The 13,815-nt window shown below is 37.3% G+C and carries 11 protein-coding genes; 10 read left to right on the top strand and 1 reads right to left on the bottom strand.

From position 1 onward, the window contains the following. Positions 1 to 69: 69 nt before the first annotated feature. The 7 genes from AC3ANV_RS19640 to AC3ANV_RS19610 all read left to right on the top strand — a co-directional run bounded on the left by AC3ANV_RS19640 (position 70) and on the right by AC3ANV_RS19610 (position 7,616). On the top strand, positions 70 to 813 hold the full coding sequence (locus AC3ANV_RS19640; protein ID WP_488310359.1) for a prolipoprotein diacylglyceryl transferase: 744 nt from the start codon (positions 70 to 72) through the stop codon (positions 811 to 813). Continuing rightward, on the top strand, positions 806 to 2,221 hold the full coding sequence (locus AC3ANV_RS19635) for a radical SAM protein (protein WP_488310358.1): 1,416 nt from the start codon (positions 806 to 808) through the stop codon (positions 2,219 to 2,221). Before AC3ANV_RS19640 ends, AC3ANV_RS19635 begins: the two co-directional genes overlap by 8 nt. Positions 2,222 to 2,256: 35 nt before the next feature. Continuing rightward, a complete protein-coding gene (locus tag AC3ANV_RS19630; protein WP_488310357.1) occupies positions 2,257 to 2,547 on the top strand; it encodes a hypothetical protein in 291 nt (96 codons plus the stop codon). A 363-nt stretch (positions 2,548 to 2,910) separates the two neighbouring features. Beyond that, positions 2,911 to 4,296, top strand: a complete 1,386-nt coding sequence (locus tag AC3ANV_RS19625; RefSeq protein ID WP_488310356.1) for a purine-cytosine permease family protein — start codon at positions 2,911 to 2,913, stop codon at positions 4,294 to 4,296. 223 nt (positions 4,297 to 4,519) lie between these two features. After that, positions 4,520 to 5,005: a nitroreductase family protein gene (locus AC3ANV_RS19620; RefSeq protein WP_488310355.1), complete on the top strand. Its 486-nt coding sequence runs from the start codon at positions 4,520 to 4,522 to the stop codon at positions 5,003 to 5,005. Positions 5,006 to 5,275: 270 nt separating this feature from the next. Continuing rightward, positions 5,276 to 6,589: a cytochrome ubiquinol oxidase subunit I gene (locus AC3ANV_RS19615; protein ID WP_488314279.1), complete on the top strand. Its 1,314-nt coding sequence runs from the start codon at positions 5,276 to 5,278 to the stop codon at positions 6,587 to 6,589. 4 nt (positions 6,590 to 6,593) lie between these two features. Then, positions 6,594 to 7,616, top strand: a complete 1,023-nt coding sequence (locus AC3ANV_RS19610) for a cytochrome d ubiquinol oxidase subunit II (RefSeq protein ID WP_488310354.1) — start codon at positions 6,594 to 6,596, stop codon at positions 7,614 to 7,616. 47 nt (positions 7,617 to 7,663) lie between these two features. Here AC3ANV_RS19610 and serC read toward each other — a convergent pair whose 3' ends face one another. Beyond that, positions 7,664 to 8,761 carry a 3-phosphoserine/phosphohydroxythreonine transaminase gene (gene serC, locus AC3ANV_RS19605; protein ID WP_488310353.1) on the bottom strand — a complete coding sequence of 366 codons (1,098 nt, stop codon included), beginning with the start codon at positions 8,759 to 8,761 and terminating at the stop codon, positions 7,664 to 7,666. Between the two features lie 335 nt (positions 8,762 to 9,096). Here serC and AC3ANV_RS19600 point away from each other — a divergent pair, with 335 nt between their 5' ends. The 3 genes from AC3ANV_RS19600 to rhaB all read left to right on the top strand — a co-directional run bounded on the left by AC3ANV_RS19600 (position 9,097) and on the right by rhaB (position 13,803). Beyond that, a complete protein-coding gene (locus AC3ANV_RS19600) occupies positions 9,097 to 11,166 on the top strand; it encodes a bifunctional aldolase/short-chain dehydrogenase (protein WP_488310352.1) in 2,070 nt (689 codons plus the stop codon). 116 nt (positions 11,167 to 11,282) lie between these two features. Continuing rightward, positions 11,283 to 12,242 (top strand): AraC family transcriptional regulator, encoded by a 960-nt coding sequence (locus tag AC3ANV_RS19595; protein WP_488310351.1) that lies wholly within the window; start codon positions 11,283 to 11,285, stop codon positions 12,240 to 12,242. A gap of 142 nt (positions 12,243 to 12,384) precedes the next feature. Then, positions 12,385 to 13,803 (top strand): rhamnulokinase, encoded by a 1,419-nt coding sequence (gene rhaB, locus AC3ANV_RS19590; protein WP_488310350.1) that lies wholly within the window; start codon positions 12,385 to 12,387, stop codon positions 13,801 to 13,803. Positions 13,804 to 13,815 lie beyond the last annotated feature (12 nt).

Raw genomic sequence — 13,815 nt, 5'->3', positions numbered from 1 at the left:
AGAATTTATTGCTACTATTCTGATAATATAGTAAAAAAAAGCAAAATTTTTTTGTAGGGAGAGAGGATTTTGAAGTTTCCTTTCTATATTTTTGGCATTCACCCGCATCTTTTATTTGAATCATTAGCATATTTTATTGGCTTCAGGGTGTATTTATACACGAGGAATAAAGAACGGATTCCAATTGAAAAAGCATTATGGGTTGTAGTTGGAGCAATATTGGGTGCTGCCATCGGTGCGAAAATTCTTTATTGGTTCGAAGACCCAAAAAAGACAATAGAAAACTGGAATAACATCCTATACCTAATGGAAGGAAAAACAATCGTAGGAGGGCTATTAGGCGGATTGATTGGCGTGGAACTAGCTAAAAAGTTCATCGGCTGGGCCCGTTCAACAGGAGATGATTTTGTACTTCCTTTAGCAATTGGCATGATGATTGGAAGAATCGGCTGCTTTTTAACCGGCCTGGACGATCATACATACGGAGTGGCGACCAATTGGATAACGGGTGTGGACTTCGGTGATGGAATCAAGCGGCATCCAACCCAGCTGTACGAAATATTTTTCTTAGGTGTTCTGATTATTGTCCTTTTTCAAATAAAAAAGAAAAAGGCGGGCTGGGAAGGACTATTATTTCAATTATTTATGCTTAGTTATTTAGTTTTTCGTTTATTTATCGATTTTATCAAGCCAACGCCGCATCCGTACTGGATCTTCAATAATATCCAAATCGCTTGCTTACTGGGAATCTGGTATTATATCTGGCTTATAACGAAAAAACAAATGGAAAAAAGGAGCGAATCCTATGCCTAATCGTCCCTATTTATTTTATGAACTAACCAACAGTATTTGCTCGACTTGTTTACGGAAAGTAGAAGCAAAGGTCATTATCGAGGATGAAAAAGTGTACCTAGTAAAAAATTGCTTGCAGCACGGAAGAGAAAAGGTATTAATTTCAACGGACGTCGACTACTATAAGTGGTGCCGGGAGTTTATCAAACCATCTGAAATGCCTTATCGTTGGAACACGCCGATCAAATACGGCTGCCCTTATGATTGCGGATTATGCCCGGACCATGAACAACACAGCTGTTTAACCTTATTAGAAATTACCGAAAGATGCAATTTAAAATGTCCGATTTGTTATGCAGAGTCATCACCGCAAAAAGGGAGCTTCCGTAGTTTAGAAAAAATAGAATTTATGCTAGACAATATTATTAAAAACGAAAGGCAAGCGGATATTGTTCAAATTAGCGGCGGTGAACCAACCGTTCATCCGCAATTTTTTGAAATCCTTGATAAGGCAAAATCAAGACCGATTCGGCATATTATGGTTAATACGAATGGTCTCCGTATCGCCAATGATAAAGAATTTGTCAAACGTCTCGCTACCTATTCACCGGGCTTCGAAATTTACCTGCAATTCGATAGTTTTGAAAAAGAAGCTTTGGAAGAACTGCGAGGGGTTGACTTAAGGGAAATAAGGCAAAAAGCAATTGAAAATTTAAATGAATACAATATTTCTACTACTCTTGTGGTAACGCTGAAAAAAGGATTAAATGACCATGAGGTTGGAAAAATTATTCAATATGGATTGCAGCAAAAATGTGTTAGGGGAGTCACCTTTCAACCAATCCAAGCAGCCGGAAGATTGGAAGAATACGATCCTTCCATAAATCGTCTGACCTTAAGTGAAGTTAGACAAATGATTATCGATCAATCAAATTTGTTTGGCCCAAAGGATATCATACCGGTCCCTTGCCATCCGGATTCCCTTGCGATGGGGTATGCCTTGAAACAAAATGGTGCCGTAACACCGCTAACAGGATTAATAGATCCAAAGATATTATTAGAGGGAGAACGAAATACCATCGTATTTGAACAAGATGAAAATATTAAAAATATGATTTTTAAATTATTTTCTTTAAATCATTCACCGGATTCATCAGCACTGTCATTAAAAGATTTATTATGCTGCCTGCCAAAAGTTGCGATGCCGGGTGAAATTGGATACGACAATGTATTTCGCGTCATTATTATGCAGTTTTTAGATGCTTACAATTTCGATGTCCGCTCTGTAAAGAAATCATGTGTGCATATTGCCCATCCGGACGGCCGTATCATTCCGTTTGATACTTATAATTTATTTTACCGTGACGATAAAGAACTTGAATTAAAAATAATACAGGAAGAGCTGGAGGGGAGAACTTATATTAGATAAATGAATCTATCATTCTTTAAATGGGGTGAGTTTTTTTGGATCAAAATCAAGATGAAAATGAGCAAAACGGATCGTTAAAAGACCTTTGGCGCGGGATTGGCATAGCTATTGGAATATACCTTCTTGGACTGCTGATCATGTTTACAATGCCTCCTTTTATTTTGGTATATATATTGCTTTCACCAATCGCTCTTATTGTCATAACGATAATAAGCTTCACAAAAGGAAAAAAACAGTTAGGTCAAGGATTATTAATTGGGATAGGTATTGATATCTTGTTATTTGCTGCTTGTTTTGGGATCTTTTTCTCTCATTTAGGCGGTTAATGTATGTCTAAAAAAAGAAGGCACTGATTAGGGTAACGCGTTCACTTGTGTGGTACAAAACTGTAAATCTCAAGTAGATTCTCACAATTAAAAAGAAATTCAATAACTTGAATGAATATAAAAATTTTATATAAAATCTAAAAAAAATAAAGATTTCCAGTTGGGAATTTTAGTGGGAATATTATAAATATTTAAAATTTTAATATTATATATATATATTATCCTGTTTTACACACTCTATTTTTTATAGAATAAATTTAGGAATTGCTCATCTGATTAATCAGAGGAACTTCTACTGAAAGCGATTTCGAATAAGGAGGATTTAAAAATGAGCTAAAAAACAAATTTAAGGAGGGGTTTGGTGTGAATATCGAAAAACGAACGATCGAATTTATTCCCGAGGAAGAAAGGCATGGCAGTGTTCGCAATTTGTTTACGATTTGGTTCAGCGCCAACATGCAGGTTACTACACTCGTTACCGGAGCACTTTCGATTGAATTTGGATTAACGCTGTTTTGGAGTATTGTTGCGGTTGTTATCGGTAACTTGCTAGGTGCAATTTTTATGGCATCTCATTCCGTTCAAGGACCAAAATTGGGAATTCCTCAAATGATTCAGAGCCGTGCGCAATTTGGGGTAGTTGGGGCTGTCATTCCTCTTTGTATTGTTATTCTGATGTACATTGGTTTTTTTGCAAGTAGCGGAGTGCTCGGTGCCCAGGCAATTAGCAGTGCATTTTCAATCCCGGTTAACTGGGGAATTGTATTAATAAGTTTAATTGCATTAGTCATCACTCTTTTCGGTTATGATTTAATTCATAAAATGGAAAAGTATTTTGCTGTTATTTTCGCTATCGTATTTGTTTTTGTAACTGTAGAAGCGTTTCGTCTTCCTATGCCTGCTCATATTTGGTCACCGGGTCATTTTGATGCGGGTCCATTTTTATTATCAGTTAGTATTGCGGCGACATGGCAATTAACGTATGCACCGTATGTAGCTGACTACTCCAGATACCTGCCAATTAATACACCATCATCGAAAACCTTTGCTTATACCTATGCAGGTACTGTCATCGGTACTATTTGGATGATGACTTTAGGCGTTATTTTAACTGCACTCATTCCAAAGTTCTTGAGTAATTCCAGCTCAGGCCTGGCAACGCTTGTTGGCCCACAGTTTGCTGTTATTATGTATGTGGTGATTGTTCTCGGGGTTTTAGCGGTAAATGTGTTAAACCTTTATGGTGCATTTATGTCGATAACGACAACACTAGAAGCCTTTACAAAATTAAAAGCAACAACGAAAGTTAGATTTTGGTTGGTTTTCGCAACTGTCATTATCGGTACAGTCATCGCAATTTGGGGGAATGGAAACTTTTTAAGTAATTTTGAGAATTTTATTCTATTACTATCCTATTTTATGGTTCCATGGACTGCTATTAACTTGATCGACTATTATCTTCTACGTCGAGGGGAATACAATGTCCAGGATGTTTTTGATGTAAATGGACAGTATGGAAAATTTAATTGGATTGCCATTATTGCTTATCTGGTTTCGTTTATTCTTGAAGTTCCTTTTGTAAATACCACCATATATGTTGGTCCTGTCTCCAAAACCTTGAATGGGACAGATATTGCCTGGATTATGGGATTAGTCGCTCCATTGGTTCTTTATTATTATCCAATGAGAAAAAAAATCAATCTCTTCATTGTCGACCAAGTGATAGATAGTAAACAAAAAACTACGTAAGTGTTCAAAAATAACTTATTATAGTGTTTTCAGATGGCTGACCTTTTTCGTTTTAGGTCGGCATTTTTTTATATTTTTTGATTTAAAGCAGTACTTAGGTAAAATAAGTGAATTATTTGGCAAATTCCCTGTGAATTGTAAATGATAAAAAATTTGTAAAAGTTTGTGAAAAGAGATTAAGATTAATTAGTCCAAAACTAAATTAAAAATAAGGAGGATTTCCTTGGATACCTTAGAAATAATCAAAACACGCCGTAATATCAAACTCTTCAAATCGGATCCCGTAAATCCGGATAAGCTCCATTTATGGCTAGAGGCTGCTGCAATGGCTCCGAATCATCGAATGACAGAACCTTGGGAGGTATATATTGTCGGTCCTGAGACCAGAGCAAAATTAAACCATAAAACAAACTTCGGTGATGCTCCTGTTGTCATAGCCATTTTGTCCAAGCATGGTGCTACAGTCATTGAAACAGAGGAAAATGCACTTGCAACAGCCTGTTTCGTTCAAAACTTTAACCTCGCTGCTTGGGCAGAGGGCGTGGGAACATTCTGGTCTTCAATGGGTAATAATCCGAAAAATCGTGAAATTCTTGGTGTTCAAGATGAATATGACGTCATTGGTGTATTTGGTGTGGGCTATCCTGATGAAACCCGGGAACCAAAACAGCGCACCCCAATCCAAAATAAATTAAAGCAGCTTCCGTAGGCCAATTTATCTATTGTTCATTTAAAAAGACAAAAAGCTGATTTTCCGGCTTTTTGTCTTTTTTCTTTGGAATTTCATAGCATCATTTGTAGAAAATGGGGGAATTCTACTATTAAAAAAATGAAATTATATCACATCAATTTTTATCAAGAAAGATCTCGTTAATTGGCTGGAATGTGAATCAAATCACAATAAAGTGAATACATATTTTAGATGCAGTAATTATTAGAATGAGGTGAGAAGGAATTGGATAGTGTTATTTTGAGCCGAATGCTAACCACTTTAACATTAGCTTTTCATATTATTTTTGCCACAATTGGAGTTGGCGTACCGTTAATGATCTCGATTGCTGAGTTCGTCGGTATAAAAAAGAAAGACTCCCATTATATCTTATTAGCAAGAAGATGGGCAAGAGGGTATACAATTACGGTCGGAGTTGGAGTGGTTACGGGAACATGTATCGGATTACAGCTGTCGCTTTTATGGCCGAGTTTTATGAGGATCGCAGGTCAAGCGATTAGTTTGCCATTATTCCTGGAAACCTTTGCTTTTTTCTTTGAAGCTATTTTCTTGGGGATATATTTGTACACGTGGGATCGCTTTAAAAAGCCTCTAAATCATTGGATGTTATCGATACCGGTGGTAATTGGTGCATCATTGTCGGCTTTTTTTATAACAACTGTGAATGCATTTATGAATACGCCGCAGGGTTTTAAATTAGTAAATGGCGTGATTGTCACCTTAGATCCGCTTAAGGCGATGTTTAATCCGGCAACACCATCAAAAACCTTTCACGTCATCGTAACGGCCTATTTAAGCTCCGCCTTTCTTTTGGCGGCAATAGCAGCACTTCAACTATTAAAAGGCACAATTACAGAGTATACAAAAAAAGCTTTAAAACTTACGGTTACAGCGGCGTTTATTTTTGCTATTTTAACAGGAATTGCAGGGGACTTATCGGCAAAATTTTTAGCCAAGCATCAACCGGAAAAATTGGCGGCCATTGAATGGCATTTTGTAACCGAAAAAGGTGCCGATTTGATTCTTTTTGGTACATTAGAAAAAAATACAAACGTAATCAAATATGCCATTCATTTACCAAAAATGCTTAGCTTTTTGTCTTATGATAATTTCGAAGGGAAGGTAATCGGTTTAGATCAATTTAAACCTGATGAAATCCCTCCATTGTATATTCATTACTTATTTGATATAAAGGTATCATTTGCGATGTTTATGATCCTTGTCTCCTGTTGCTTTGTAGCTTGTTTGATATGGAAAAAACAATGGACCTATAATAAATGGCTGCTTCGCTCCATTGTTCTTTGCGGCCCAATAGGCTTTATTTCAATTGAATTAGGATGGATTTTAGCAGAGGTTGGCAGGCAGCCATGGATATTAAGAGGATATATGAAAGTATCAGAAGCGGCAACGACTTCAAAGGGAGTTGGTACAATGTTTTGGTTATTTTTTGCATTGTACGCAGTTCTTGGAGTTATTTCTACAATTGTACTTAGAAAGATGTTTCGTAATAACCCTGCTGAGGCTGAACTGGAATACCGATTTCAGGGGAATAGAAGGGAGTAGTAGTATGGACATTCAAATTTTAGGAATAACCGTTTTGTGGTTTTTTCTATATGGGTATTTAATTGTTGCCTCGATTGATTTTGGTGCAGGATTCTTTGCCTATTATGGAAAAATCACAAAACAGGATCATATCATGAACAAGCTAATTAGCCGGTATTTATCGCCTGTCTGGGAAGTAACCAATGTTTTTTTTGTTTTTTTCTTTGTCGGCATGGTCGGTTTTTTTCCTGAAACCGCCTTTTATTATGGTACCGCCTTACTTATTCCCGGAAGTATTTCTCTTGTATTGCTGGCGATTCGCGGCTCCTTTTATGCCTTCAATAATTACGGTTCAAAGGATAATAATGTTTACTTGTTTTTATACGGGGTAACAGGTTTGCTCATCCCGGCTTCACTGTCAACGGTTTTAACGATATCCGAAGGAGGCCTGATTAAAAAAAGCGGAAACAATATCGTTTTTCTCGCAAAAGAGTTATTTACAAACTTCTATTCATGGAGTGTAGTCATTTTGGCCATTGTATCTGTCTTGTTCATTAGCGCCAGTTTTCTTACCTATTATGCAGATCGGGCAGCAGATAGGAAGGCTCGGGAAATTTTACGGAGATTTGCTCTATTATGGTGTTTTCCCACCATTTTGGCCAGTCTTTTAGTGTTTATTTCGTTAAGACAACATAATATATTGCACTTTAATCGAATCATCAATCAGTATTGGTGGATGTTCGCCCTTTCCTTGCTTTGCTTTTTAGCTGCATCCTTCTTGATATGGAGACGCCGGAATTACGGAACTGCCTTTATTTTCGTTATGTTCCAGTTTTTCTTTGCTTTTTTTGGATACGGTGCATCCCACCTGCCTTACATATTGGATCCATACATTACGATTTACAGCGGCTATACCAATCCAACAATGGGTACTTCCCTGGTCATCGCATTTATTTGCGGCTTATTAATTCTGGTTCCTTCATTAATTCTCTTAATGCGATTGTTCCTTTTTGATGCGGATTATGTAAAAGGGGAAAAAAAGGTGTAAGCTTCAAAACAAAAGCCCTCGCATTTGTGAGGGCTTTTGAATGTATGTTATTGATTTTTATTTTGAAATTGAACCATGAAATCACTGAACGCTTTACATGTTTCAAACGGAACAGCATTGTAAGTCGATGCGCGGCATCCTCCGACAGAGCGATGTCCGTTTACACCAATAAATCCTTCTCTTTTTGCTTCAGCTAAGAATTTTTTCTCCAACTCTTCATTTTTTAATCGGAATGTTATATTCATAAGAGAACGGCTTCCCAGTTCAGCATGACCACTATAAAAACCATGGCTTTTGTCGATTGCATTATAAATTAACTTTGCTTTTTCTTCATTCCGTTTACTAATTTGGTAAATGCCGCCTAATTCTTTTACCCAATTCAGAACTTCACCAAGCATATAAATTCCAAAGGTTGGCGGAGTGTTATATAAGGAGTTGTTTTTTGAATGCGTGCTGTATTTAAACATAGTTGGAATGTTGGAATTTGCTTTTTCAATCATATCTTTGCGAATAATCACTACTGTTACACCGGAAGGACCAAGATTTTTTTGGGCACCGGCATAAATCAAAGCAAATTTGCTGACATCAAATGGCCTGGAAAGAATATCGCTGGACATATCTCCGATTAAAGGAGTATCACCTGTTTGAGGAAAATCCTTCCACTGGGTGCCGTATATCGTATTATTTGATGTGAGATGTACATATTCATCCGTCGGGCTGTATTGCAATTCATCAAATTGAGGGATTCCACGATATTGACTGTCTTTTGTGCTCGCAACATGATATGGATTACCGAATAATTTTGCCTCAGCAAACGCCTTTTCAGACCAAGAGCCGGTCATAATATAGCCTGCTTTTTGCTCAGGTGTCAAAAAATTCATCGGAATCATTGAAAACTGAAGACTGGCACCACCTTGCAGAAAAAGCACCTCATAATCTTCAGGAATTGAAAGTAATTCCTTTAAGAGGGAAATGGCCTGATTATGTACCTCTTCATAAGCAGCACTACGATGGCTAAGCTCCATGACAGACATACCAGTACCGCGAAAATCAATAAGTTCCTGCTGGGCTTTTTCTAGGACGGCAAGCGGAAGGGCTGACGGACCAGCGTTAAAATTATAGGCACGTTGTACAAGTTGATTCATTTTCTCACTCTCCATTTTTTATCTTATTAAAATATAACATATTTTTCGATTTTTGAGATAGGATAAATAATTGGTTTTTAAACGCCATCAAGATAATTCTTCGTATTGTAAAGGATGTGTGCGCTTCCAAAACACAAAAAATTTTTTGTGTTTTGTTTTTTAGTATTTCATGAATTGATTTATTTTAAGCATTACTGTAACCTGCCAAAACAAAAGCGATAGAAACAATCAAAAATAATAAAAGATATTAATTTTTATATTCAAAAATAAACAAAGGTATATTATAATGAAACAGAAGATAATAAACATAAATACATACAAACGGAGGAGTTCGGATGGTTAAAAATTTTTGGGATACAGAAAAAGCTACACAAGTTACAAAAGGGGTAGAGGAATTAGTTTATCGTTCAAATTTAATTGGATCAGATCGTGCCGTATGTAACTGGGGTGGCGGCAATACATCGATGAAAACAACGGAAACAGACTTCCGTGGCCGTAATATTGAAGTGATGTGGGTGAAGGGCAGCGGCTCTGATTTAGCAACCATGAAAGCACAAAACTTTACCGGTTTGAATTTAGATGACATTCGTCCATTATTCGAGCGGGATGAAATGTCAGATGAAGACATGGTTGCTTACCTATCACATTGCATGATTGACAGCAAGCATCCCAGAGCGTCGATTGAAACGCTATTACATGCTTTCTTGCCTTTTAAGCATGTTGACCATACCCATCCGGATGCTATTATTAGCCTTTGCTGTGCGGATAATGGCCGACAAATGGCCGAAGAAATTTATGGCGATCGTTTTGTGTGGGTTCCATATGTGCGCCCGGGTTTCACACTTTCAAAAATGATTGCAGAAGGGGTAAAAAATAGCCCAAATGCAGAGCTTGTATTAATGGAGAAACACGGACTTGTTACTTGGGGAGAAACTTCAGAAGAGTCCTATGCAAAAACGATCGAAATTATTAATGAAGCAGAACAATATATAAACGAAAGAATGAATGTATCATCCGTATTTGGGGGTCAAAAATATGATTCACTATCTGAGGAAGAAGCAACTGGCATTTTAGCTAAAGTAATGCCAATTATCCGCGGAGCTGTAAGTGAAGACAAGAAAATGCTGTTAACCTATGACCGTGGTGATGATGTGCTTCAATTTGTAAATAGCCATCAAGCACGAGAGCTTTCACAAATTGGGGCTGCCTGCCCGGACCATCTTGTTCATACAAAAATGGTACCACTTTATATTAGTTGGGATCCGCAAACAAGGGATGTAGAATCCCTAATTGCCAGTGTAAAAGATGGAATTGCCGGCTTCAAAGCGGAGTACAAAGAATACTTTGACCGCAACAAGCATGCAGGCGATAAAATGTTTGAACCTGCACCAAGGGTTATCCTTATTCCAGGAGTAGGTATGGTAAATACAGGTAAGGATGTAGCGGATTCAAGAGTAAGCGGCGCCTTATATCATCGTGCCATTGCTGTTATGAAAGGTTCTACTACACTAGGAAACTTTGTCTCTTTAAGTGAAAACGAATCCTACAATGTCGAATACTGGCCATTAGAATTATATAAATTGACTCTTGCTCCGGCTGAAGCAGAATTTTCAAGAAAAGTAGCCTTTATAACCGGGGGGGCAGGTGGTATTGGCAGTGCAACAGCACGCCGCCTCGTTTCTGAAGGTGCCCATGTCGTTCTGGCAGACCTAAATCTGGAAGGAGCAGAAAAAGTCGCGGCTGAAATTAACGGAAAATTTGGTGCCGGCCGTGCTTTAGCTGTAAAAATGGACGTAACAAAGGAAGAGCAGGTTCAGGCTGCCTTCGATCAATTGGCACTTACTTTCGGCGGTGTAGATATTATTGTCAATAATGCCGGCCTTGCAACCTCAAGTCCTATTGATGAAACGACTCTCCAAGAATGGAATTTGAATATGAATGTTTTAGGTACAGGTTATTTCTTAGTCGCCCGTGAAGCATTCAAACAAATGAAGAGCCAGGGCATTGGCGGTAACATGGTATTTATCGGTTCGAAAAACTCTGTTTATGCCGGAAAAAACGCAGCAGCTTATAGCTCTGTAAAAGCTTTGGAAACGCATTTAGCCAGATGTATTGCCGCTGAGGGAGGAGAGTTTGGAATTCGTGTGAACTCAGTTCTTCCGGATGCGGTTCTTCAAGGCTCTGCGATCTGGGGTTCAAGATGGCGTGAAGAGCGTGCAGCAGCGTACGGTATCGACCCTGATCAATTAGAAGAACACTATCGTAAACGCACGACGCTGTTAGTAAATATTTATCCTGCAGATATAGCAGAATCAATCGCTTTCTTTGCATCATCTAAATCAGACAGAACAACCGGATGTATGTTAACTGTTGATGGCGGTGTTCCGGCTGCGTTTACGAGGTAAAAAGAATTAAATTTGCTTAAAGGGGCCATTGGGCCTCTTTTTCGGTTTTTGTTAATGACTTTGAGAAGTATGCTATATTTAAACAAATCGAATCTAAAAAGTGAGTGCAAGTAAAGATGAATCTACTTAGTGAACTTATGCAAATTTCAGAGGAAGAAAAAGCAATTCTGGAGCAAAATAAAGAAATCACCAAAGATCTTTACACAAGCCAAACAAATTTCGTCATAGAAAGCGAGAAGTTCCTCGGGCACGACCGTATGATAATGGTCCGCAAGCATACCCGTTTTGTTGATTTTCCAAAACACAAGCATAATTATATTGAGATAAACTATGTTTTTAACGGTAAGCTCACACAAAAAGTTGGTAACCAAAAAATTGCATTAAAAAAGGGCGAGTTGTTGTTTTTAAACCAACATATTGAGCATGAGATTGAAGCCTGTGCAAAAGAGGATATTATCATCAACTTTATTATTCAGCCGCAATTTTTTGAGTTTATTTTTTCCTTCCTTTCATCCGGTAATAGGATTAGTAACTTTATTATTAATAGCCTTTACAATAACACGCAAAGCGGGCAATTCCTTTACTTTACTGTTGCTGAAGTAGACAGTATTCAGGATTTAATTAAGACGATAATCATGGAAATTATGAACCCTTCGCTATTATCTGATTCAACCATAAAGCTCTATATGGGGCTCTTAATCATTGAGTTAATTAAGCATTCTGATAAAGTTGAACATAAAGAAGAAAGTTCTTCGCTGCAATATTTGCTGGTTGAGTCTTTAAAGTACATTGACGAACACTTTCAAACTGCTTCCTTATATGAATTAGCGGAAAAATTAAACCAAACTCACTATTCGTTAAGTAAACATATTAAAAAGGCGACCAAATTTACCTTTAAAGAGCTTTTACAGGAAAAACGCTTAAGTAAAGCAAAAGAATTATTAGATAGTACGCAAATGACCATTACGGAAATCATTGAAGAAGTTGGTTACGATAATATCAGTTATTTTTATCGGATTTTTAAAAATAAATATGGGAAAACACCCAAGCAGTTTCGAGAGCAATTAGGAAATTAAACTTTTTCCGATTGCTCTTTCTTATTTGTAAAGGAATGCAAATAAGGACAATAAAATAACCGAATCGCGTTATATGAATTTATTTTTCTTTTAGTATGATAGAGATATATCTGTAAGCGTTTACAACTAAAGGGTGATGTTAATGACAAAATACAGTGTAGCCGTCGATATCGGTGCCTCAACTGGCCGTCTTATTTTAGGATATCTTGAGGAGGGATTATTAAAGCTAAATGAAATTCACCGCTTCGAAAACAAAATTGTCAAAAAAGGTGAGTCATTTTGTTGGGAAGCAGATAAACTCTTTCAGGAAATTAAAAACGGTCTTCATAAATGCAGGCAAATGGGGATACAGCCGGACAGCATCGGGATTGATACGTGGGCAGTTGATTTTGTGTTATTGGATGAAAATAATCAACCCTTAACCGAAGCGGTTGCTTATCGTGACCCAAGGACCGATGGGATGATGGAAGAAGTGTTCAAGCTTTTTTCGAAGGAAAGACTCTACCTGGAAACAGGCATTCAATTCCAAAAATTTAATACGATTTATCAATTATGTTCCATCAAAAAAAATAATCCTGAAATTCTTGAAAAAGCGAAATCCTTTTTAATGATTCCGGATTATTTCAATTATTTACTTACAGGGAAGAAAGCAAATGAATACACCAATGCTACATCCACACAGCTAGTAAATGCATTTACAAAGAAGTGGGATGGGCAGCTATTAGATGTGCTTGAAATTAACAAAGAGATGTTCCAGGAGATTAAAACACCAAAAACAGTTCTTGGGACACTGTCAGGTGAACTGGTTTCAGAGCTTGGTTTTGATATGAAGGTAATTCTCCCTGCAACACACGATACAGGCTCAGCTGTGATATCTGTTCCTGAGAAGGAGGATACCATTTACATTAGTTCTGGTACATGGTCATTGATTGGAACAGAAAATTACTTTCCAATTTGTATAACAAAGGCATTGGACTATAATTTCACAAATGAAGGCGGAATGGATTATCAATACCGATTCCTAAAAAATATCATGGGTCTTTGGATGATCCAGGAAGTAAAACGAAACTATAATGATGAATATTCCTTTGCTAAGCTCGTAGATTTAGCGAGAGAAGCGAAAGATTTTAGGTCTATTGTTAATGTGAATGATGACCGCTTCTTAAAGCCTGATAACATGATTCAGGAAATCATGAACTATTGTATTGAAACAAATCAGCCTATACCGAGCAATCCTGGTGAAATAGCTAAATGTGTATTTGAAAGTTTAGCAGAAAGTTATCAGGAAGCTGTTAGGGAAATTGAAGAAATTTTTGAAAAAAACTTTGAAAAAATTAATGTTATAGGCGGTGGCTGTCAAAATGAAATGCTTAACCAGCTAATTGCTGACGTAACACATAAAGAGGTTTATGCAGGACCAGTTGAAGCAACTGCTATTGGGAACATCGCGGCCCAGTTAATGGCTCTTGGTGAAATAGATGATATTAAAGAGGCACGTTCCATCATCAAAGATTCATTTGAAGTTAAAAAATATATACCAACTCAGCACGTAATCAGTTAAATACAGGAAGGA

The sequence above is a fragment of the Neobacillus sp. DFD-2R genome, from assembly GCF_057747865.1.
This window is presented reverse-complemented; position numbering and strand designations above follow the sequence as displayed.